Here is a 22,012-nt window from a genome sequence, read left to right as displayed (position 1 = left end):
CGAACGGCCCCCGTCGATGCGACGGGGCCCGTTCGTGTTTCCGGGCCCGGAAGGGCCCCGGGAAGGGCCTTCGCGCAACGGTCGACAGCCGCCGTGCAACGAACATCCGCGCCGCTCCGATGAACGCAATGATCATGCGGTCACGCGCAAGGTTGCTGCATTACTACGGCAACGCTCCAGCTCATAGGCTGTCGCCTCGTACGTGGCGTGGCGGGGACCCCGCTCGGTGGGTTCCTGTTGCTCAGGTGTGCCGCCGGTCCCCGTCTCCCTGACCGGCAGCGATAAGGAGCCCAGCGCGTGCTCGACCAAGGCGCACCCCCGCAGGACAGAAGTCGGATCGCCCCCGCCTCCCCCGGGCTCGGTGCGCGACTGATGCGCCGTAAGCCCGTGGAACAGCTGGTCGCCGAGGGGGGCCAGGGTGAGGGAGGCTCGCTGCGGCGCTCCCTCGGGCTGTGGCAGCTCACCATGATCAGCATCGGTGCCACGCTCGGCACCGGTATCTTCGTCGTCCTCGGCGACGCCGTCCCCAAGGCCGGTCCGGCCGTCACCCTGGCGTTCGTCATCGCCGGTCTCACGGCCCTGTTCTCGGCCCTGTCGTACGCCGAGCTGGCGGGCAGCATCCCGGTCGCCGGTTCCTCGTACTCGTATGCGTACGCAACCATGGGCGAACTCGTCGCCTGGGTCTGCGGCTGGTGCCTGGTGCTGGAGTACGGCGTCTCGGTGGCCGCCGTCGCCGTCGGCTGGGGCGAGTACCTCAACGAGCTGCTGGACGGGACCATAGGCGTCACCATCCCGGCCGCCCTGTCCTCGGCACCCGGTGAGGGCGGGATCGTCAACCTGCCGGCCCTGATCGTGGTCCTGCTGGCGATGGTGTTCCTGCTCGGCGGCGTCCGTGAGTCCGCCCGCGTCAACACCATCATGGTCGCGGTGAAGATCGCCGCGCTGGTGCTGTTCTGCGCGGTCGGCTTCATGGGCTTCCGGTCCGGCAACTACGAGGACTTCATGCCGCTCGGCATGGCCGGTGTCAGCGCCGCCGGTGCCACCCTGTTCTTCTCCTACATCGGCTTCGACGCCGCCTCCACCGCCGGTGAGGAGGCGAAGAACCCCAAGAAGGACCTGCCCCGCGCGATCATGCTCTCGCTGATCATCGTGACCGCGCTGTACGTGCTCGTCGCGGCCGTCGCCGTCGGCGCCTGGAAGTGGACGAAGTTCGAGGGCTCGGAGGCCTCCCTCGCCGCGATCATGAACGACGTCAGCGGCCAGACCTTCTGGGGCACCCTGCTCGCCCTGGGCGCGGTCATCTCCATCGCGAGCGTCGTCCTGACCGTCCTCTTCGGCCAGACCCGCATCCTCTTCGCGATGTCCCGCGACGGCCTGGTGCCCAAGGCGCTCGGCAAGGTCCACGTCCGTACCGGCACCCCGCGTCTGAACACGGTCATCGTCTCCCTGTTCTGCGGTGTCCTCGCCGCCCTGATCCCGCTCGGCAAGCTCGTCGACGCCACCAGCATCGGCACGCTGTTCGCCTTCGCGCTGGTCAACATCTCGGTGATCGTCCTGCGCTACCGGCGCCCGGAGCTGGAGCGCACCTTCAAGGTCCCGTTCGGTCCGGTGCTGCCGGTGCTGGGCTTCCTGTTCTGCGCGTACAACATGTTCAGCCTCGACACCGTCACCTGGGTGGTCTTCGGGTTCTGGATGGCCGCGGGTCTCGTGTTCTACTTCGTGTACGGCCATCGCCGTTCCCGTCTTGCCGTAGCAGAAACGAAGTGAACCACCCGCAGTGCTGAACGATCTCGACGAACGCATCGTGCACGCCCTCGCCGAGGACGCCCGCCGCTCCTACGCGGACATCGGGCAGCTCGTCGGCCTGTCCGCGCCCGCCGTGAAGCGGCGCGTGGACAGGCTGCGCGCGACCGGGGCCATCACCGGATTCACGGTACGGGTGGACCCGGCGGCGCTCGGCTGGGAGACGGAGGGGTTCGTCGAGATCTACTGCCGTCGCAACACCTCGCCGGAGACGATCCAGCGAGGGCTCGAGCGGTACCAGGAGGTGGTGGCCGCGTCGACCGTCACCGGTGAGGCCGATGCGGTGGTGCAGGTCTTCGCCTCGGACATGCGGCACTTTGAGCGTGTTCTTGAGCGGATCGCGGGGGAGCCGTTCGTGGAGCGGACGAAGTCGGTGTTGGTGTTGTCGCCGTTGTTGCGGAGATTTTCGTCCGGGTCGCCTACGTAGGGTTTTGTCTGCGGGGCGGTGGGGGTTGTTCGCGCCCACGCGGCGGAGCCGCATATGTCACAGCCCCGCGCCCCTTTGGGGCGCGTTTTTCTACCGTTCTTAGTAGGTGCCGTGTGAAGAGGGCGTGGCCGCCTGTGCCTATGACCAGCCGGCCGTAGAGGGCTCCTGCCGGGCCGGGGAACCTTGCCCGGGTTTCGGCGCGCAGGCGAGTGCGGCCCGGGGCCGCCTCGTCCAGGCGGAGGATCAGGGCGTACGTCGAGAAGTGGTGGCGTCCGATGAGGAGCAGCTCTCGGTTCGGGGTCGCCGCGGCCACCCGGAAGCCGGTGAGCGTCGAGCCCTCGGCCAGGGGGCGGGGGCCGGACGGCGTGTGGTCGGGGCAGCCGAGCAGGCGGGCGACCGCGCCGGCGCGCCCGTGGCCGAAGGAGTGGTCCAGGACCTTGCCGAGCTCCCGCCAGACGGCGTCCGCCGGTGCGGGGACGACCGTCGTGTGCTCGTCGACGTGGGGGAGCGCGAGGTGTGTGGTGACGTCCATGAGGGAAGTCTTGTGGGCCGGTGCGGGCGGTGGCGTCCTCCGCCGGGAGGAGCGGGTCAGCCGTTCGGGGGAGGGGTCAGCCGGGCGTCGTCCGGGCCAGGGCGTTGTTGCCCGTCGAGTTGTGCACGCTGAAGCTCACCGCGTCCGAGCGGTAGCGGTCGTCCGACCACTCCACCGGGCGGCCCTCGCGGGTCGTGGTCACCCGGCGGACCCGCAGCAGCGGGCTGGTGCGGCGGACGCCGAGCAGCTCCGCGTCCCGGGCGCCCGCCGCCACCGCGTCGATGACGTGCTCGCCGTAGGCGAAGACCAACCCCGTGTCGTCGTACAGGCGTTGGGTGACCGACGGGCAGTCCGGCTCGATGCCCTCGACGGCCGGGGAGATCCAGTCGGCGTACACGGTCCGCTCCAGCAGTACCGGCTCGCCGTCCAGCCCGCGGATCCGCAGGACGTGCAACACCGGTGTGCCGACGGCCAGTTGGAGGCGTCCGGCGTCCTCGGCGGTGGCCGGGCGGTACTCCTGGCTCACCACGTGCCCGGTCGCCTCGCGGCCCATCGCGCGGGCCCACTGGGCGAAGCTGCGCAGTTCGGCGAAGCTCTGGCTGCGGCGGCCGGCCAGCACTACGCGCCGGGCGCCCTGGCGCGAGCCGATCAGCCCCTCGGCGGTGAGCGCCGCGAGCGCCTGGCGGACCGTGCCGCGCGAGACGCCGTAGCGGGCGGCGAGTTCCGTCTCGGCGGGCAGCAGGCCGCCGACGGTGTACTCCTCGCGGTCGATCGCCCGGCGCAGTTCGTCGGCGATCTTCTCGTGTCGCGCCGCCATGCTCCCCCTCTGGTTCGGTCGCTGTGCACAGCGTGAGCAGCGTAATCGACATCCGTGGCAGATCCACGCCGGCCGGGAGTGTGCACGGAATCAGGGGTCAGGGTTTCGCCACTGTTTACGAACGGGACACCCGCGGCGGGCGTACTGAGGCCAACTTGTTCAGACAAGTTGCCTCCTAGATCTCCTGCACCCTCGCGCGTCCCCTGGAGAGAACCGTGTCCCTGCCCAGAACCGCCGCCCTCGCCGTCGTCGCCGCGCTCGCGCTGAGCGCCTGCGGTGCGGCCCCCGACGACGCGTCGACCACCGCCGACGGCAAGAGCGCCGCCACCGCCACCTCCGCCGCCGACTTCGGCGGCATGGACGCGCTGGTGCAGGCGGCCAAGAAGGAGGGCAGGCTGCACGCCATCGCGCTGCCCCGCGACTGGGCCAACTACGGCGCCCTCATCGACGGTTTCGAGAAGAAGTACGGCATCAAGGTCGAGGTGGAGAACCCGGACGGCTCCAGTCAGGACGAGATCAACGCCGTCACGTCCAGGAAGGGCCAGGACCGCGCGCCCGACGTCCTCGACCTGGGCAGCTCCTTCGCGCTGAGCGCCGCCGAGCAGGGGCTGCTCGCGCCGTACAAGGTGGCGGCCTTCGACGACCTCCCGGCCGAGCAGAAGGACGCGCAGGGCCGCTGGTACAACGACTACGGCGGCTACATCTCCATCGGCTGCGACGCCAAGCGGGTCAAGGTCTGCCCCCAGACCTTCGCCGACCTGCTGAAGCCGGTCTACAAGGGCCAAGTCGCGCTCAACGGCAACCCCACCAAGTCCGGTTCGGCCTTCGGCGGCGTCTGGGCCGCCGCCCTCGCCAACGGCGGCTCCTTCGACGACATCGAGCCCGGCCTCGACTTCTTCGCCAAGCTGAAGAAGAACGGCAACTACACGCCCGTGGAGTCCACCCCGGCCACCGTCGAGCAGGGCGAGACGCCCATCAGCATCGACTGGGACTACCTCAACGCCGGGTACGCCGAGGAGTTCAGGTCCAAGGGCGTCGACTGGCAGGTGTCGGTGCCGGAGGACGGCAAGTTCTCCCAGTACTACTCCCAGGCGATCAACAAGGACGCCCCGCACCCGGCGGCCGCCCGCCTGTGGGAGGAGTACCTCTACAGCGCCGAGGGCCAGAACCTGTGGCTCAAGGGCTACGCCCGGCCCGCCCTGATGATCGCCATGGACAAGGCCGGCACCCTCGACAAGGCCGCCGCGGCCAAGCTGCCCGAGGTCTCCGGCACGCCCTCCTTCCCGACCGAGGCCCAGCAGAACAAGGCCAAGACGGTCCTGGGACAGGGCTGGGCGGGGGCCGTCGCAGGATGACGGCCACCCTCACCCGGGCCGACACGGCGCCCGCCGCCGCGGTGCAGCGGCGGCGCCGGTCCCTCGGCGGGCTCGCCGTCGTCCCGCTGCTCGGCTTCACCGCGCTCGCCTTCGGGCTGCCCGCCTTCGCCGTCCTGGACGGCGCCTTCACGGCCAAGGACACCGGCGCGTACAGCACGGCCAACCTGAGCGCCTCCCTCCAGGGCGCCTATCTGACGGCCCTGCTCGGCAGCGTCAAGCTGTCCGCCGTCTGCGCCGCGCTCGCCGCCCTCCTCGGACTGCCCCTCGCGCAGGCCGTGGTGACCTCCCGCTCCCGCGCGCTGCGCGAGGCCGTGCTCACCGCCTCCGGGGTGCTCGCCAACTTCGGCGGCGTCCCGCTCGCCTTCGCCTTCGTCGCCACCCTCGGCAACGCCGGTGTGCTCACCCGGCACCTGGGCCTGAGCGACAAGGGCTGGGACCTGTACAGCTTCTGGGGACTGGTGATCGTCTACCTGTACTTCCTGATCCCGCTGATGGTGCTCACCATCAGCCCGGCGCTGGAAGGGCTGCGCGTCCAGTGGCGCGAGGCCGCGCAGAACAACGGCGCCACGGTCGTGCAGTACTGGCGGTACGTCGCCCTGCCCGTCCTGCTGCCCTCCCTGCTCGGCGGGTTCGTGCTCCTCTTCGGCAGCGCCTTCGCCGCCTACGCCACCGCCGCCGCGATGGTGGGCAGCTCCGTCCCGCTGGTCACCCTCCAGATTGCCGACGCCCTCTCCGGCAACGTCCTGGTCGGCCAGGAGAACGTGGCCCTCGCCCTCAGCCTCGACATGGTCCTGGTCGCGGGCCTGGTCATGGCCGTCTACCTGCCCCTGCAACGACGGAGCGCGCGATGGCTCGCCTGAGCCTGTGGCGGTGGGGCGTGCTCGGCCTCGCCGGACTGTACTTCCTGGTGCCGCTGGCCGCCTCGGTCGTCTTCACGGTCGACGTGCCCGGCCGGGGCCTCAACTTCGACGCCTACACGCGGATCTTCGCCACCGACGGCTTCCTGACCAGCCTGCTGCTCTCGCTGCAGCTGGCCGCCGCCACCATCGCCGTCGTCCTGCTGCTGATGGTGCCGGCCACCGTCGCGCTGCGGCTCGGCGCCGCCCGGCTGCGGCCGGTGGTCGAGGTGGTGTGCTCGCTGCCGCTGGTCGTCCCGCCGATCGCGTTCGTCGCGGGCATCGGCACCGTCCTGAAGTGGGGCCCCGAGCATTTGTCGCGCACGCCGCTGTTCCAGACGTTCGTGGCGATCCAGAACCCGGACTTCCCCGTCGTGCTGGTCCTGGCGTACGTCGTGATGGCGCTGCCGTTCGTGTACCGGGCGCTGGACGCCGGGCTGCGCGGCGTCGACGTGCGCACCCTCGTCGAGGCCGCGCGCAGTTGCGGGGCGGGGTGGCCGCAGGCGCTGGTACGGGCCGTGCTGCCCAATCTGCGCGGCGCGCTGCTCAACGCCTCCTTCCTCACCTTCGCCCTGGTGCTCGGCGAGTTCACCGTGGCGCAACTGCTCGGCTTCCGGCCCTTCGCGGTGTGGATCGTCAACGTCAGCGGCTCGCAGGCCCAGTTGTCCGTCGCCGTGTCCGTGCTCAGTCTGCTCGTGACCTGGGTGCTGCTGCTCGTGCTCGCCGGCTTCGGCGGGCGTACTCATAAGGACTCCCGATCATGAAAACGCTCGACAAGGCGACCACCGTCGAATTCCGCGGCCTGCGCAGGGAGTTCGGCACCACCGTCGCCCTCGACGGCCTCGACCTGACCGTGAGGCCCGGTGAACTCCTCGCCCTGCTCGGCCCGTCCGGCTGCGGCAAGACCACCGCCCTGCGCATGCTCGCCGGGTTCGAACACCCCGACTCCGGGGCGGTGCTGGTGGACGGCGAGGACGTCACCGGCGTACCCGCGCACCGGCGCGACGCCGGGATGGTGTTCCAGTCGTACAGCCTCTTCCCGCACCTCGACGTGGTCGACAACGTGGCGTTCGGGCTGCGGATGCGCAAGGTGCGCACTACCGAACGGCGGGCCCGCGCCGCCGAGTTGCTGGAGCTGGTCGGCCTCGCCGACAAGGGCGGGCGGTTCCCGCACCAGCTCTCCGGCGGACAGCAGCAGCGCGTGGCGCTCGCCCGCGCGCTCGCCCTGCGCCCCCGGGTCCTGCTGCTCGACGAGCCGCTCTCCGCGCTCGACGCCAAGGTCCGCACGAACCTGCGCGAGGAGATCCGGCGGCTCCAGCAGGAACTCGGCATCACCACCCTGTTCGTCACGCACGACCAGGAGGAGGCGCTGTCCATGGCCGACCGGGTCGCCGTCATGCGCGCCGGACGCCTCGAACAGTGCGCGGCCCCGGCCGAGTTGTACGGACGGCCCGCCACCGCCTTCGTCGCCGAGTTCGTCGGCACGATGAGCCGTCTGCCCGGCATCCTGAAGGGGCTCGAGGTCGAGGTGCTCGGGCAGCGGCTGCCCGTCGACGGGCAGCCGCCGGACCTGAGTGAGGTCGACGTGCTGGTGCGCCCCGAGGCCGTCCGGGTGCGGGCCGAGGAGACGGGCGATGCCCGGGTCGTGGCCACCGCGTTCCTGGGGGCGGTCGTGCGGGTCACCGTCCGGCTCGCCGACGGCACCGAGGTCAAGGCCGACCTGCCCGCCCACGAGGCGCCCGCGCCCGGCACCGCCGTGCGGGTGTCACTGCCGCAGCGGCCGGTGCTGGTGGCGGAACGTACCCGGGGACGAGCGGGATGAGAGAGACCGACATGCTGCAAGCCGTGCTCTTCGACATGGACGGCACCCTCGTCGACACCGAGCGACTGTGGTGGGAGGCCGTGGCGCAGGTAGCCGGGCGGCCGCTGACCGCCGCCGACGAGACGGAGGTGCTGGGCCGCCCGGTCGAGCACACCGCCGACTGGCTCGCCGGGCGGACCGGCCGGCCGGCCGCGGACCTCGCCGCGGCCCTGCACCGGGAGTTCGCCGACCGGGTCCGCACCGGCATCGTGCCCCGCCCCGGCGCCCTCGACCTGCTCGACGCCCTGGCCCGCGAGGGCGTGCCCACCGCGCTGGTCACCGCCTCGCCCCGGGCCGTCGCCGACACCGTTCTGCAGGCCCTGGGCGCGCACCGCTTCGCCGTCACCGTCACCGCCGACGACACCGCGCACACCAAGCCCGCCCCCGATCCCTACCTCGCCGCCTGCCACGCCCTCGGGGTCGACCCCGCCGCCTGCGTCGCCGTCGAGGACACGCAGACCGGCATCAGCTCCGCCGAGGCGGCCGGCTGCGCGGTCCTCGCCGTGCCCTCGCTGGCCCCCGTCGAGGCGGCCCCCGGACGGACCGTCCTGGACACCCTGGCCGGCGTCACCCCGGACCGGCTGCGCGCCCTGCTCCCGTACGAGCTGCGCGTCATGAGCTGGAACCTCTGGTACGGCGGCACCAAGGTGCGCGACCACCGGGCCAAGCAGCTCAAGGTCATCACCGAGACCGGCGTGGACGTGGTCGGACTGCAGGAGACGTACGGCAGCGCCGCCGAGGAACTCGCCGAGGCGCTCGGCTGGCACCACCACCGCGCCGGGGAGAACCTCGGCATCGTCAGCCGCTTCCCGATCACGGCCCGGCTGGGCGACCCGGACGTCGGCTTCTACGGGGCGGCCGGCGCCCGGATCGCCGTAGCGGGCCGGGAGATCGACATCTGGACGGTCCATCTCGACTACCGGTCGTACGGGCCCTACGTGACCGACGGCGACCCGACCGTCCACGAAGGCGTCCGGCTCGCGCAGATGCGGGACACCCTGAGCCGGATTGACGACTGCGTGCCGGCCGTGCTGGTGGGCGACTTCAACTGCCCCTCGCACCTGGACCGGCCGGGCGTCGCCTGGCCGGTGACGAAGGCCGCCGAGGAGGCGGGCTTCCGCGACTCCTACCGGCAGGCCAACCCCGACCCGCTCCGCGACCCCGGGCACACCTGGTCGCCCGTCCACGCCGAGCGCGAGGACGGCAGCGGCGGCCCCGAGCCGCAGGACCGGATCGACTTCGTGCTCCACCGGGGCCTCGGGGTGCTCGACTCCCGTACGCACGTCAGCGGCCGTCCGCGGCTCTGGCCGGACGTCGAGGACAACGACTGGCCCTCCGACCACGCGGCCGTGATCACCACATTCTCCGTGGCGCGCGGGAGCGGAGGTCTCCTAGGATCGGTGTCATGACCTGGCGACATTGATCCACCAGCCGTGCCTGCCGAGGGCCGCCTCGGACGCCGTACCGACCGCGTCCGATCCGCCCCCTCGGGAAGGCCTCATGACACTCTCACCCGCACGCGTGCCCGCCACCGGCGTCCGCCGCCTGACGGCCACGCTGTACGGCTACACGTTCCTCGACGACTTCGTCCTGCTCTACCCGGTCTACGCGCTGCTGTTCGCCGACACCGGGCTGTCGCTGTGGCAGATCTCCTCCCTCTTCGCCCTGTGGTCGATCACCGGCGTGGCCCTGGAGGTCCCCTCCGGCGCCTGGGCCGACGCCGTCTCGCGCCGACTGCTGCTGTGGCTCGGCCCACTGCTCACCGCGGCCGGCTTCGCCCTGTGGATCCTCGTCCCGTCGTACTGGGCCTTCGCCGTCGGCTTCGTCCTGTGGGGCGCGAGCGGAGCGCTGGCCTCCGGCGCGTTGGAGGCACTGGTCTACGACGAACTCGACCGGCTAGGCGCGGCCGGCCGGTACGCGCGGGTGATGGGCCGGGCCCGGGCCGCGGGCCTGATCGCCGTCATGGCCGCGATGGCGGCGGCCGGGCCGGTGTTCGCGTCCGGCGGCTATCGGGCGGTGGGCGCGGCGAGCGTGCTGGCCTGCCTGCTGACGGCCGCGCTCGCGACCCGGTTCCCGGAGCATCCCAGGGCGGCGGCCGGGCACGGCAACTGGTCGGCGACCCTGCGGTCCGGACTCGCCGAGGCCCGCCGCGACCGTTCCCTGCGCGGCGCGCTGCTGCTCGTGCCGGCCGTCGGTGCCGTGTGGGGCGCGCTCGACGAGTACACCCCGCTGCTGGTCCGGGACACCGGCGTGCCCGACGAGCGGGTGCCCTATCTGCTCCTGCTGATCTGGACGGGAGCCACCGCGGGCAGCCTGCTCGCCGGGCGGGCCGAACGCCTGGGCACCCGCGGCCTCGCCTGGCTGCTGGCGGGCGCCGCCCTCGCCCTGGCCCTGGGCGCCGGCGTCCGCACGCCGCTCGGCCTCGTCCTCGTCGCTCTCGCCTTCGGCGGCTTCCAGTTGGCCACCGTCCTCGCCGACGTCCGCCTCCAGCACCGCATCGAGGGCACCGGCCGGGCCACGCTCACCTCGGTCGCCGGGCTCGCCACGGAAGTGGGCACGATCACCGTGTACGGCGCGTACGCGGTACTCGGCGGAGCGGCCGCCCACGGCTTCGTCTTCGCCGCGTTCGCGGTGCCGTACCTGGTGACGGCGGGGGTGCTGAGGGCTCGACGGGGGGTGGACTGACGTACCTCGGCGGGGGCGGCGGGCTGCGCGGGCGCGTCCCGCGCTTCCGAAGGGGCGGTTCGCAGGGGGCGGGGGCCGCGCACGTAGGTCCCCGTGTCGCTGAAGGGGCGCTCCGCGGGGCTGGCGGCTGTGGGCTGGCGGGCTGTGGGCTTGTGGGCTGCGGGCTTGTGGGCTGCGGGGCTGCGAGCTGCGCGAGTATGTCGCCGCGCCTCGCGGAGGGGGCTTCTCGGGGCAGGTCCGCGGGGGTGGGGAGCTGCGTGAGTATTCCCCGTGCCCCGCGTAAAGGGCTCCGGTGCCGCTCCGCAGGGTGGGAGCCTGCCCAGCGCTCACCGTGCCTCTCGTAGGCGCGTCCCCAGGTCCGCTCCGTGAGGGGTGGGGAGCTGGGCGAGGGCTTTCGCGCGCTGCCCAAGGAGTGCTCCCCGGACCGCGCAACGAATCGCCGCCACCCCCACCCCCGACGCAACAAACCGCTCACCAGCGCGCAACGGCTCCTCCTTGTCCGGCCGAGGCCGCCGCCCGTACCGTCTACGTGGCCCCCACAACCACCCCTTTCGCCCCGGTGAGGACACGCATGCGCACCGCCCTGCTCCAGAGCTCCGGCCGTCCCGGCTCGGTCGTCGGGAACCTCAAGGTGCTCGACGAGGCCGCGGGCCGTGCCGCCGCCGCGGGAGCCGGGCTGCTGGCCGCGCCGGAGATGTTCCTGACCGGGTACGCGATCGGCGACGACATCGCCCGCCTCGCCGAGCCCGCCGACGGGGACAGCGCGGACGCGGTCGCGGAGATCGCCTCGCGGCACGGCGTCGCCCTCGCGTACGGCTACCCGGAGCGGGACGCCGACACGGTGTACAACTCGGCGCAGCTGATCTCCGCCGACGGCACCCGCCTCGCCAACTACCGCAAGACCCACCTCTTCGGCTGCTTCGAGCGCGACCACTTCACACCGGGCGAGCAGCCGGTCGTCCAGACCGAGCTGGGCGGCGTCCGCGTCGGCCTCATGATCTGCTACGACGTGGAGTTCCCGGAGAACGTCCGCGCCCACGCCCTCGCCGGTACCGACCTCCTGGTCGTCCCGACCGCGCAGATGCACCCGTTCCAGTTCGTCGCCGAGTCGATGATCCCGGTGCGCGCGTTCGAGAACCAGATGTACGTCGCGTACGTCAACCGGGTCGGCCGGGAAGGGGAGTTCGAGTTCGTCGGCCTCTCCACGCTGGCCGGCCCCGACGGGGTCGCCCGCACCCGCGCCGGACGCGCCGAGGATCTCGTCCTCGCCGACGTGGACCCGGCCTTCGTCGCCGCCTCCCGCGAGGCCAACCCGTATCTGACGGACCGCCGCCCCGGCCTCTACGGGTCCCTGGTCTGACACCCCGCCTTCTTCCCCCGCAGTCGCAAGGAGTCCGTACCCCATGACGTCCACGGTGCCCAACGCCGTCCAGCACGCCGACGAGCAGCAGCCCCCGATCACCATGTTCGGGCCGGACTTCCCGTACGCGTACGACGACTTCCTCGCGCACCCGGCGGGCCTCGGCCAGATACCCGCGACCGAGCACGGCACCGAGGTCGCGGTCATCGGCGGCGGCCTGTCCGGCATCGTGGCCGCGTACGAGCTGATGAAGATGGGCCTCAAGCCCGTCGTCTACGAGGCCGACCGGATCGGCGGCCGACTGCGCACCGTCGGCTTCGACGGCCCCGGCACCGAGGGCCTGACCGCCGAGATGGGCGCGATGCGCTTCCCGCCGTCCTCCACGGCGCTGCAGCACTACATCGACCTGGTGGGCCTGGAGACCCGGCCCTTCCCCAACCCCCTTGCCGAGGCGACGCCTTCGACCGTCGTCGACCTCAAGGGCGAGACGCACTACGCCGAGACGATCGACGACCTGCCGCAGGTCTACCGTGACGTCGCCGCCGCCTGGAACAAGTGCCTCGACGAGGGCGCCGACTTCTCGGACATGAACCAGGCGATGCGCGAGCGCGACGTGCCGCGCATCCGCGAGATCTGGGGCAAGCTCGTCGAGAAGCTCGACAACCAGACCTTCTACGGCTTCCTCTGCGACTCCGAGGCCTTCAAGTCCTTCCGGCACCGCGAGATCTTCGGCCAGGTCGGCTTCGGCACCGGCGGCTGGGACACCGACTTCCCCAACTCCATCCTGGAGATCCTGCGCGTCGTCTACACCGAGGCCGACGACCACCACCGCGGCATCGTCGGCGGCTCCCAGCAGCTGCCGCTGCGCCTGTGGGAGCGAGAGCCGGAGAAGATCGTCCACTGGGCGTACGGCACCTCGCTGGCGAAGCTGCACGAGGACGGCGCGCCCCGCCCGGCTGTGACCCGGCTGCACCGCACGGCGGGCAACCGGATCACCGTGACGGACGCGAACGGCGACATCCGCACCTACCGGGCGGCGATCTTCACCGCCCAGTCCTGGATGCTGCTGTCGAAGATCGCCTGCGACGACGCCCTCTTCCCGATCGACCACTGGACGGCGATCGAGCGCACCCACTACATGGAGTCCTCGAAGCTCTTCGTGCCCGTGGACCGGCCGTTCTGGCTGGACAAGGCCGTCGACGACAGGGGAAATCCGACCGGCCGGGACGTCATGTCGATGACGCTCACCGACCGGATGACGCGCGGGACCTACCTGCTGGACGACGGTCCGGACAAGCCCGCCGTGATCTGCCTCTCCTACACCTGGTGCGACGACAGCCTGAAGTGGCTTCCGCTGTCCGCGGCCGAGCGGATGGAGGTCATGCTGAAATCGCTCGGCGAGATCTACCCCAAGGTCGACATCCGCAGCCACATCATCGGCAACCCGGTGACCGTCTCCTGGGAGAACGAGCCCTACTTCATGGGCGCGTTCAAGGCCAACCTGCCGGGCCACTACCGCTACCAGCGGCGCCTGTTCACCCACTTCATGCAGGACCGGCTGCCCGAGGACAAGCGGGGCATCTTCCTCGCCGGCGACGACATCTCCTGGACGGCCGGCTGGGCCGAGGGCGCGGTCCAGACCGCGCTGAACGCGGTCTGGGGCGTCATGCACCACTTCGGCGGCACCACCGACGCGACCAACCCGGGCCCGGGCGACGTCTACGACGAGATCGCGCCGGTCGAGCTGCCCGAGGACTAGAGCCCGGCGGCCCGTACCGCCTCGTACACCTCGGCGGCGACGTCCTTGAGTTCCTGGGCGTCGCGCGCCTGGCCCTGGAGCTCGAAGAAGAACGTGTCGAGCCCGTCCACGGCGTGCGCGGCCAGGTCCTCGACGATCTGGGCGACGCTTCCCTGGAACGCGGAGCGGTCGGCGCCGTCGTACGCCTTGGGGCTGTACTGCGCGTTGACCCGCACCACCGTCTCGATGGGGTGTGTGCGGCCGTGTTCCGCCGCCAGGTCCTGCAACTGCCGCCACTGGGCGGTTAGTTGCTCGGCGCCCATGGCGATGGGCATCCAGCCGTCGGCGCGGTCGACGAGCCGGGTCATCGCCTTCCTGCTGTTGCCCGGCACCAGGATCGGGATCGGCCGGGCCGGCTTGGGTCCGACGACGGCCGGCGCGATCCTGGTGATCCGGCCCTCGTACGCCACCGGGTCCTGTCCCCACACCGCCCGGCAGACGTCGATGACCTCGTCCAGGACGCGGCCGCGCTCCTCGAACGGGGCGACGCCGGCGGCCGCGTACTCGTCGAGCGACCAGCCCGTGCCGAAGCCCGCCACGACCCGGCCGCCGCTCGCCGCGTCCAGCGTGGCGAGGGACTTGGCCAGTTGGAAGGGCCCGTGCAGGGGCGCCACCAGGACGCTGGTGCCGAGCCGGGCCCGCTCGGTCGCCGTGACGGCCAGGGTCAGCGTCACCAGGGGTTCCGGGACCCCGCGGTACATGTCGGGCCAGGGGAGCCCCTCGATGCCGTACAGACCCTGGGTCGCGGGCTCCGGGAACAGGGCGCGCTCGTAGACCCAGAGACTCTCGTAGCCGATCCGCTCGGCGGTGCGTGCCACGTCCGGCACGTCGCGTCCGATGTCGTACTGCCGCGCTTGGGGAAGACTGAGTCCCAGCCGAATGGCCATCCCTGCGCTCCTTTGCGTCGGTTTGTCGCGGGCGGTCCACCGCCAACGTAACGCGCGCGGCGGGATCAGTCAGGGAGCGGCGTGAGCATCATGCGCCCCGCGAGCCCCACCACGGCGTCCAGCCGCTCGGCCAGCCCCTCGGCCACGTCGGGCAGTCGGCGCAGCGCCCACAGTGCACGGGCGGCCGACCACGTGGCGTCCCGGGCGCGCTCCAGACTCCACGAGCCGAGCAGATGGGTGAGCGGGTCGGCGATCCGGAGGAGGTCGGGGCCGGGCATCAGATCCTCGCGGATGCGCTCCTCCAGCGAGACGAGGAGATCGCCCACCCGGTCGAACTCGTCCTCCAGGTCGGCGGGTTCGCAGTCGAGCGTACGACAGGCGTCCACGACGGCGAGCGCCAGGTCGTGCCCGATGTGCGCGTTGATGCCCGCGAGCGCGAACTGCAGGGGACGTACGCCGGGATGGCGGCGGAGCTGGAACAGGGGCCGCCAACAGGCGGGCGGGCGCCGGTCGTCCGCGACCGCGTCGACGGCCGCCAAGTACCGTTCCGCGAACCGAACGTCCAGCGTGATCGCCGCCCGCGCGTCGGGGAAGCCGCCCGCGTCGATGTGCCGGTCCACGGCCTCCGTCACCGTCAGGTAGACGCGGTTGAAGACGGCGATGCCGTCCCGCTCGGGCAGCGCCGCGTCGAGGGCGCGCATACGGGAGACGACCGCGTCGACGGGGGTGGTGAATTGTTCGCATTGCGCCATGGGGGCAGAGTCCCAGCTTTAGGGTGACCGGAGTGACGGCGGGCCCGACGCTTCCCCAGAACGGGGGAACGCGCCCGTCGTGGGGGAGGGGGAAACCGGCGTGGCCGGCTCACGTGTCCAGCGTCGTGCAGTACGCAGATCCCGGCGTCGGCGCGCCGCCATGGTCGCGGCGGCCTCCGTGGTGGTCGCCGTCGGCACCGCGTCCGGGATGATCCATGCGCTCGACGAGGAGCGGGGCTCGGACGACGCCCGGCCCGACGTGACGTACTCACCGCGCCTTGAGTCGCTGCCGGTGGTGCCGCCGCCGTCCCCGTCGGTCACCGAGTCGCCCTCGCCGACGCGGACGAAGAGGAAGCCGGAGGCGTCCGCCTCGCCCTCGCCGTCGCCCTCGCCGTCCCGGACCGAGCGCGAGCGGCACACGGCCGCCGTGTCCACGCGCCTGTACCGCCACTCCGCGTCCCAGGTCCTCGACTGGGTCCGCGACAACCCCGGCGACCCGCGCCACGGGGTCATACAGTCCCGGATCGCCGCCCACCCGGCCGCCGTGTGGTTCGCCGACTTCACGCCGGACACCATCACGGCCCGGGTCCGCGCGGTCACCTCGGGCGGCGCGGCGCAGGGCCGGGTGCCCGTCGTCGTGGCGTACGCGATCCCCGACCGCGACTGCGGCGGGGCCAGCCAGGGCGGGGCGCCCGACCTCGGCGCCTACGACGACTGGATCGACCGCTTCGCCGCCGGGCTGGGCTCCGGCGACGTCATCGTCGTGCTGGAGCCCGACTCGGTCGCCCAGGCCGACTGCCTCTCCGGCGCCGGGCGGGCCGACCGCTTCGCCTCACTGGCCCGCGCCGGGCGCGTCCTGAAGGCCGCCAACCCCAGGGCGCGCGTGTACTACGACGCCGGGCACTCCGGGTGGCACGCGCCCGGCAAGCAGGCGGGCTGGCTGAAGCAGGCGGGCGCCGCGTCGGCCGCGTCCTCCGACGGCATCTTCAGCAACGTCTCCAACTTCCACACCACGGCCGACGAGGTCGCCTACGACCGACAGGTCCTCGACGCCCTCGGCGGCCCCGCCTCCCTCGGTGCCGTCGTCGACACCAGCCGCAACGGCAACGGCGCCCCGGCCGACGGCGAGTGGTGCGACCCCGCCGGACGGAAGGTCGGCCGGGCGCCCACCCTGAGCACCGGGGAGGCCCGGATCGACGGCTACCTGTGGATCAAGCTGCCGGGGGAGTCCGACGGCTGCAAGGGGACGCCGGGGACGTTCAGCCCGTCGTACGCCTACGACTTGGCCTCGCCGTAGGGCGTACGACGACCTGGTCGCCGTAGCCGCCTAGGGCTTCGCCTCGTCGTAGGAGGACGTGCCCTCGTCCAGGAGCGGCTCCTGGGTCTTGAGGTGGGCCGGGGCGAAGGCGCGCAGGGCGTGGTAGCCGGTGATGACGACCAGGGTGCCCAGGGCGATGCCGCTCAGCTCGAAGGTGTCGGTGAACTCCATGGTGACGTTGCCGACGCCGATGATGATGCCCGCGGCGGCCGGTACCAGGTTGAGCGGGTTGCGCAGGTCGACCTCGGCGTTGATCCAGATCTGGGCGCCGAGCAGGCCGATCATGCCGTAGAGGATGACGGTGATGCCGCCGAGGACGCCGCCCGGGATCGCGGCCACGACCGCGCCGAACTTCGGGCACAGGCCGAAGAGGAGGGCGAAGCCGGCGGCGGCCCAGTAGGCGGCCGTGGAGTAGACGCGGGTCGCGGCCATCACGCCGATGTTCTCGGAGTAGGTGGTGTTGGGCGGGCCGCCGACCGCGGTGGAGAGCATGGAGCCGACGCCGTCGGCGGAGATCGCCGTGCCGAGCCTGCCGTCCAGGTTGTCGCCGGTCATCTCGCCGACGGCCTTGACGTGTCCGGCGTTCTCGGCGACCAGGGCGATGACGACGGGCAGCGCGACCAGGATCGCCGACCACTCGAAGGACGGGCCGTGCAACGTCGGCAGGCCGATCCAGTCCGCCTGGCCGACGCCGGAGAGGTCCAGGCGCCAGTGGTCGGTGACCTTGCCGCTCGCGTCGACGGAGTGGATCTGCCCGAAGATCCGGTCGAAGGCCCAGGAGATGCCGTAGCCGAAGACCAGGCCCAGGAAGATCGCGATCCGGGAGAAGAAGCCGCGCAGGCAGACGACGGCCAGACCGGTGAAGAGCATCACCAGCAGGGCCGTCCACTGGTCCTGCGGCCAGTAGGTCGCGGCGGTCACCGGGGCGAGGTTGAAGCCGATCAGCATCACGACCGCGCCGGTGACGATCGGCGGCATCGTCGCGTGGATGATCCGCGCCCCGAACCGCCGGACGGCGAGGCCCACCAGGAACAGCGCGGCGCCGACGACGAAGACCGCGCCGGTCACGGTCGCGCTGCTGCCCCCTTGCGCGCGGATGACGGCGGCGACGCCCACGAACGACAGGGAGCAGCCCAGATAGCTGGGCACCCGGCCCCGGGTGGCCAGCAGGAAGACGACGGTCGCGACACCGGACATCATGATCGCGAGGTTGGGGTCCAGGCCCATCAGGACCGGCGCCACGAAAGAGGCCCCGAACATGGCCACCACGTGCTGGGCGCCGAGCCCGGCCGTGCGCGGCCAGGAGAGCCGTTCGTCGGGCCGGACCACCGCGCCGGGCGCCGGGGTGCGTCCGTCGCCGTGCAGTTTCCAGCGGACGCCAAGATCCATGGTGCGGTTCGCTTTCGGTCGTGCGTGCGTGTCCGGACCATTGTCGGGGGTGAAAAGGGATGCTGAGCGTCCGCTTAGGATGGGGTGCAGTCATCTCATACGCCCCAGGAGCACCACCGTGACCGCCGAAGCGCCCACCGCCCCCGCCCCGGCCTGCGGCCGGCTCGTCCCCGTCACCGTCCACTTCGACGACCTCGACGCGCTCGGGCTGCTGCACAACGCCCGGTACCCGGTGATGGTGGAGCGGGCCTGGGCCGGCCTCTGGCAGGAGCACGGCTTCCGCTTCGAGGGCGACTGGGCGGCGGCCGGCGACGCCTGCAACGCGGTGAAGGAACTGCGGATCACCTACGAGGCCCCGGTGACCAGGCCCGGCCCGTACGCCGTGCACCTGTGGCTGGAGCGGCTCGGCACCACCGGCCTGACCTACGGCTTCCGCTTCTGCTCGGCGGACGGCGCGGTGACGTACGCGCGGGGCGCCCGGGTGCTGGTCCGGCTGGACGCCGCCACGCTCCGGCCCGCGCCGTGGAGCGAGGAGTTCAGGGCCGTGGGTCGGGGACTGCTGCGTCCGGGCGGCTGATCGTCGGCCGGTCGCGGTCGGCCTTGCGCAGCACGCCCGCGAACGCGGCGAGCCCGCACGACAGCAGCGTGACCAGGGCGAACGACACCACCAGGCTGGTCAGCTGGGCCAGCCCGCCGATCGCGCTCGGGGCGACCAGGCCCGAGGTGTACGTGATGGTCGCGACGCCCGCGATGGCCTGACTGGGGTTGGGGCCGCTGCGGCCCGCCGCCGCGAAGCACAGCGGGACGACCACCGCGATGCCCAGACCCATCAGACCGAACCCGGTCATCGCCACCGCGGGATGGCCGGCCGTGACGATCAGCAGACCGCCGGCCGCGGCGAGGACGCCGCCGAGGCGGACCGTGCGGACGGCGCCGTAGCGGTCCACCACCTTGTCGCCCGCGAGCCGGGCCACCGCCATGGTGAGCGTGAAGCCGGTCGTGCACGCGGCCGCGAGACCCGCCGAACTGTCCAGTTGGTCACGCAGATAGACGGCCGACCAGTCCAGGCTGGCCCCTTCCGCGAACACCGCGCAGAACCCGACCGCGCCGATCAGCAGCGCGGAGCGGGGCGGCAGGGCGAACCGCGGCGGAGGCTCCTCGCCCTGGGTCGGCTGAAGGTCGAGCACCCAGGTGGACGCGGTCACGCCGAGGACGGTCAGGACGGCGGCCGCCAGCGCGTGGTGCAGGCGGGCGTCCGCGCCCAGGTGGGCGGCGAGCGTGCCGCCGAGCGAGCCGAGCACGGCGCCGGCGCTCCACATGCCGTGCAGGCCGGACATGATCGACCGGCCGAGGCGGTTCTCGACCTCGACGCCGAGGGCGTTCATCGCCACGTCCGCCATGCCGGCGGTGGCGCCGAAAGTGAACAGGGCCAGGCAGAGGGTGAGCAGGTTCGGGGCCAGGGACGGCAGGACGAGCGCCAGCGTCCACAGGGCGATCAGGCCGCGCAGGGCGTTGCGGGCGCCGAAGCGGTGGCTGATCCCGCCCGCGAGCGGCATCGCCACCGACGCGCCGAGCGCGGGGAAGGCCAGGGCGAGGCCCAGTTGGCCCGCGCTCACCGAGGCGTGGTCCTGGATCCACGGCACCCGGGTCGCGAACGAGCCGGTCACCGCGCCGTGCACGGCGAACACGGCGGCCACGGCGTACCGCGCCCGCCGCACCTCGTGTGCGTCGTACCCCACTTCACTCATTCTCCGGTCCCTCCCCGTGCCCCGTCCTGGCACCTGCGGCCTGTCGGCGTAAACTATCAGGAACCCTGCCTGATAGATAGGGGTTTCTGAAGGGCCGCGGACCGCACGGCCCTGCCGATCTGGAAGGATCCCGGCATGCCGCCCGCATCCCCCAGCACCGCCCGGGCCATCAACGACCGCCTCGCCCTGCGCCTGCTCCAGCAGGAGGGCCCGCTGACGGCGGCCCGGCTGAAGCAACTGACCGGCCTGTCCCGGCCGAGCGTCGCCGACCTCGTCGAACGTCTCACCGCCGCCGGGCTCATCACGGTGGTCGGCGAATCGGGCGAACAGCGCCGCGGCCCCAACGCCAAGCTCTACGGCATCGTCGCCGACCGCGCCCATCTCGCCGCCCTCGACGTCCGCACCGAGGGCGTCGCCGTCGTCGTGTCCGACCTGGTCGGCGAGGTGCTCGCCGAGGCGTCCGCGCCGATCACCGGCGACTCCGGGACCGGGTCGGCGGTCGAGCAGGCGGTGGCGCTGGTCGAGCGGGCGGCCAAGGAGGCCGGCGTGGACCGGCTGCACACCGTCGGCATCGGTGCGCCCGGCCTCATCGACCCGGCGACGGGTGAACTCCGGCGCTCCACGAGCCTGCCCGAGTGGCACCGCCGCCTGGTCGCCGCCCTCCAGGAACGGCTGCCGCAGGCGCGGGTGAGCGTGGAGAACGAGACCAACCTCGCGGCCCTGGCGGAGCAGCGGGACGGGGTCGCGCAGGACCGGGACACGTTCGTACTGCTCTGGCTGGGGCTCGGGGTGGGCGCGGCGGTCGTCCTCGACGGCACCCTGCGCCGCGGTGCCTCGGGCGGCACCGGCGAGATCGGGTTCCTGCCGGTGCCCGGGACGACCGGGCTGCCCTCGGCGCACGACTGCGACGGGGGATTCCACTCCCTCGTCGGGGCGGCGGCGGTGGCGGTGCTGGCGGGGGAGTACGGGGTGACGGCGCCGGCGGTGGCGGGGGAGCCGCATGCGGCGGCGCTGGTACGGGCGGCGGTCGCCGACCCGTCCTTCGGCGACTTCCTCGACGCGCTGGCGGACCGGCTGGTACTCGGCGCGGCCGCGGTGACCTCGGTACTGGATCCCGGGTGCGTGGTGCTGGCGGGGGAGATCGGCCGGGCGGGCGGCGAGGCGCTGGCGGCGCGTGTCCAGGACCGGCTGGGCCGGATGTCCCCCCTGCCGACGGAGGTGCGGGCCAGTACGTTGGGCGGCGGGGCGGTGCTGCGCGGGGCCCTGCTGACGGCCCGGGACCGGGCACAGGAGGAACTGTTCGCACCCCCGGCACGCTAACGGGCTCCGGCCCTTCTTTCCTCGCCCCCGCCGCCCCCAGCCCCGCGCATCGGCCCTGAACGGGCCTTGTCCTCAAACGCCGGACGGGCTGAAGTGGCCAGGCCCGGCGCTGAAATTCAGCCCCTCCGGCGCTTGAGGAGCGGGGGTCCAGGGGGCGGCGCCCCCTGGGCGGGGTTGAAGGGGCGGCAGCCCCTGGAGGACGGGAATGGGTAGGGGCGGCGGGGGCGAGAAAGCCCGTCCGCCCCCGGGGCTCAGCGGCCGAAGCGTACCGCCAGGTACTCCTCGAACGTCCCCTTCCCCACCGCGTGTTCAGGGGCGAGGTGCCCGCCCGCCCGGAAGGCACGGTAGGCCCGACCGGCCAGCGGTACGCCGACCACCGCCCGCCTGCGCCCCGTCGCCTTGAGGTAGGCGCGGGCCAGGGAGCCGAGTGGACGGACCTCCGGCCCGGCCATGTCCGGAACCCGCCCCGCGGGCGCGCCCAGGGCCAGCTCCACCAGTCGGTCCGCGACCTCGGAGACCTCCACGGGCTGGTCCGCCACCCCCGCGGGCAACGGCATCACCGGCGACTTGGCCACCGCGGCGAACACCTGGACCAGCAGATCGTGGAACTGCGTCGCCCGCAGCACCGTCCACCCCAGCCCGGAGTCCTCGACCAGCTTCTCCACCGCGAGCTTGCTCCGGTAGTAGCCGAACGGCACCCGGTCGACGCCGACGATCGAGATGTACACCAGATGGCGCACACCCGCCTGCCGCGCCGCGGCGATCAGATGCGCCGCCGCCTCCTCGTCGCCACCCCGGGGCGAGCTCGCGCAGTGCACGATCGTCTCCACCCCCGCGACGGCCGCGTCCAGCCCCCTGCCGCCCGCCCGCAGGTCAACGGCGTAGGGGCTGGGTGTGCCGGCTGAGCACCCGCACCTCGTGCCCGTCCGCGCGCAGCCGCTCGGTGACGAGCCGGCCCAAGGTACCGGTGCCGCCGGTCACCAGAATCGTGGTCATGGTGTTCAGCCCCTTTGCATGCCGGGCACTCCCCGACGGAGCGCCCT

19 protein-coding genes and 1 pseudogene are annotated in these 22,012 nt (G+C 72.6%); 13 read left to right on the top strand and 7 right to left on the bottom strand.

The genetic code is table 11. From position 1 onward, the window contains the following. Positions 1 to 297 precede the first annotated feature (297 nt). Both ICC28_RS03600 and ICC28_RS03595 read left to right on the top strand, forming a co-directional pair. Entirely contained in the window at positions 298 to 1,767 is a 1,470-nt protein-coding gene (locus ICC28_RS03600; protein WP_188286903.1) for an amino acid permease, read from the top strand. Between the two features lie 10 nt (positions 1,768 to 1,777). Further along, the gene (locus ICC28_RS03595; RefSeq protein WP_015661832.1) at positions 1,778 to 2,230 is read left to right on the top strand and encodes an Lrp/AsnC family transcriptional regulator; all 453 of its coding nucleotides are present in this window, start codon (positions 1,778 to 1,780) and stop codon (positions 2,228 to 2,230) included. Here the strand turns inward: ICC28_RS03595 and ICC28_RS03590 are convergent. Continuing rightward, positions 2,223 to 2,762: a hypothetical protein gene (locus ICC28_RS03590; protein WP_223188327.1), complete on the bottom strand. Its 540-nt coding sequence runs from the start codon at positions 2,760 to 2,762 to the stop codon at positions 2,223 to 2,225. The genes ICC28_RS03595 and ICC28_RS03590 overlap by 8 nt on opposite strands. Positions 2,763 to 2,838: 76 nt before the next feature. Continuing rightward, on the bottom strand, positions 2,839 to 3,579 hold the full coding sequence (locus tag ICC28_RS03585) for a GntR family transcriptional regulator (protein ID WP_188286902.1): 741 nt from the start codon (positions 3,577 to 3,579) through the stop codon (positions 2,839 to 2,841). Positions 3,580 to 3,800: 221 nt separating this feature from the next. Between ICC28_RS03585 and ICC28_RS03580 the strand changes: the two genes are divergently transcribed. The 8 genes from ICC28_RS03580 to ICC28_RS03545 all read left to right on the top strand — a co-directional run bounded on the left by ICC28_RS03580 (position 3,801) and on the right by ICC28_RS03545 (position 13,516). Then, positions 3,801 to 4,934 (top strand): ABC transporter substrate-binding protein, encoded by a 1,134-nt coding sequence (locus tag ICC28_RS03580; RefSeq protein ID WP_223188359.1) that lies wholly within the window; start codon positions 3,801 to 3,803, stop codon positions 4,932 to 4,934. Continuing rightward, a complete protein-coding gene (locus ICC28_RS03575; protein WP_188286901.1) occupies positions 4,931 to 5,815 on the top strand; it encodes an ABC transporter permease in 885 nt (294 codons plus the stop codon). Before ICC28_RS03580 ends, ICC28_RS03575 begins: the two co-directional genes overlap by 4 nt. Further along, entirely contained in the window at positions 5,803 to 6,615 is an 813-nt protein-coding gene (locus ICC28_RS03570; RefSeq protein WP_188286900.1) for an ABC transporter permease, read from the top strand. The genes ICC28_RS03575 and ICC28_RS03570 overlap by 13 nt, the downstream gene beginning before the upstream one ends. Further along, positions 6,612 to 7,673 (top strand): ABC transporter ATP-binding protein, encoded by a 1,062-nt coding sequence (locus tag ICC28_RS03565; RefSeq protein WP_188286899.1) that lies wholly within the window; start codon positions 6,612 to 6,614, stop codon positions 7,671 to 7,673. The genes ICC28_RS03570 and ICC28_RS03565 overlap by 4 nt, the downstream gene beginning before the upstream one ends. Next, positions 7,670 to 9,121, top strand: coding sequence for an HAD-IA family hydrolase (locus ICC28_RS03560; protein WP_188286898.1), 1,452 nt, complete (start codon positions 7,670 to 7,672; stop codon positions 9,119 to 9,121). The genes ICC28_RS03565 and ICC28_RS03560 overlap by 4 nt, the downstream gene beginning before the upstream one ends. A 91-nt stretch (positions 9,122 to 9,212) precedes the next feature. Then, positions 9,213 to 10,397, top strand: a complete 1,185-nt coding sequence (locus ICC28_RS03555; RefSeq protein WP_188286897.1) for an MFS transporter — start codon at positions 9,213 to 9,215, stop codon at positions 10,395 to 10,397. Positions 10,398 to 10,968: 571 nt separating this feature from the next. Then, positions 10,969 to 11,757 (top strand): carbon-nitrogen hydrolase family protein, encoded by a 789-nt coding sequence (locus tag ICC28_RS03550; RefSeq protein ID WP_188286896.1) that lies wholly within the window; start codon positions 10,969 to 10,971, stop codon positions 11,755 to 11,757. A gap of 43 nt (positions 11,758 to 11,800) precedes the next feature. Then, entirely contained in the window at positions 11,801 to 13,516 is a 1,716-nt protein-coding gene (locus ICC28_RS03545; RefSeq protein ID WP_188286895.1) for a flavin monoamine oxidase family protein, read from the top strand. Here the strand turns inward: ICC28_RS03545 and ICC28_RS03540 are convergent. Then, positions 13,513 to 14,442 carry an LLM class F420-dependent oxidoreductase gene (locus tag ICC28_RS03540; protein ID WP_188286894.1) on the bottom strand — a complete coding sequence of 310 codons (930 nt, stop codon included), beginning with the start codon at positions 14,440 to 14,442 and terminating at the stop codon, positions 13,513 to 13,515. The two genes, ICC28_RS03545 and ICC28_RS03540, sit on opposite strands and share 4 nt — an antisense overlap. 65 nt (positions 14,443 to 14,507) lie before the next feature. Next, the gene (locus ICC28_RS03535) at positions 14,508 to 15,194 is read right to left on the bottom strand and encodes a DUF5995 family protein (protein WP_188286893.1); all 687 of its coding nucleotides are present in this window, start codon (positions 15,192 to 15,194) and stop codon (positions 14,508 to 14,510) included. A gap of 160 nt (positions 15,195 to 15,354) precedes the next feature. On the opposite strand from ICC28_RS03535, the gene ICC28_RS03530 reads away from it, so the two are divergent. Then, entirely contained in the window at positions 15,355 to 16,491 is a 1,137-nt protein-coding gene (locus tag ICC28_RS03530) for a glycoside hydrolase family 6 protein (RefSeq protein ID WP_188287243.1), read from the top strand. A gap of 30 nt (positions 16,492 to 16,521) precedes the next feature. On the opposite strand, the gene ICC28_RS03525 is transcribed toward ICC28_RS03530, so the two are convergent. After that, on the bottom strand, positions 16,522 to 17,901 hold the full coding sequence (locus tag ICC28_RS03525; protein ID WP_188286892.1) for a uracil-xanthine permease family protein: 1,380 nt from the start codon (positions 17,899 to 17,901) through the stop codon (positions 16,522 to 16,524). Between the two features lie 118 nt (positions 17,902 to 18,019). On the opposite strand from ICC28_RS03525, the gene ICC28_RS03520 reads away from it, so the two are divergent. Continuing rightward, positions 18,020 to 18,478 carry an acyl-CoA thioesterase gene (locus ICC28_RS03520; RefSeq protein WP_188286891.1) on the top strand — a complete coding sequence of 153 codons (459 nt, stop codon included), beginning with the start codon at positions 18,020 to 18,022 and terminating at the stop codon, positions 18,476 to 18,478. Here the strand turns inward: ICC28_RS03520 and ICC28_RS03515 are convergent. Next, positions 18,438 to 19,649: an MFS transporter gene (locus tag ICC28_RS03515; protein ID WP_188286890.1), complete on the bottom strand. Its 1,212-nt coding sequence runs from the start codon at positions 19,647 to 19,649 to the stop codon at positions 18,438 to 18,440. The two genes, ICC28_RS03520 and ICC28_RS03515, sit on opposite strands and share 41 nt — an antisense overlap. A 135-nt stretch (positions 19,650 to 19,784) precedes the next feature. On the opposite strand from ICC28_RS03515, the gene ICC28_RS03510 reads away from it, so the two are divergent. Then, positions 19,785 to 20,969 carry an ROK family transcriptional regulator gene (locus ICC28_RS03510; RefSeq protein ID WP_188286889.1) on the top strand — a complete coding sequence of 395 codons (1,185 nt, stop codon included), beginning with the start codon at positions 19,785 to 19,787 and terminating at the stop codon, positions 20,967 to 20,969. A gap of 251 nt (positions 20,970 to 21,220) precedes the next feature. On the opposite strand, the pseudogene ICC28_RS03505 reads toward ICC28_RS03510, so the two are convergent. Then, positions 21,221 to 21,965, bottom strand: a pseudogene (locus ICC28_RS03505) (SDR family oxidoreductase). Positions 21,966 to 22,012 lie beyond the last annotated feature (47 nt).

It is taken from the genome of Streptomyces sp. TRM68416 (assembly GCF_014596915.1).
GTDB lineage: Bacteria > Actinomycetota > Actinomycetes > Streptomycetales > Streptomycetaceae > Streptomyces.
This window is presented reverse-complemented; position numbering and strand designations above follow the sequence as displayed.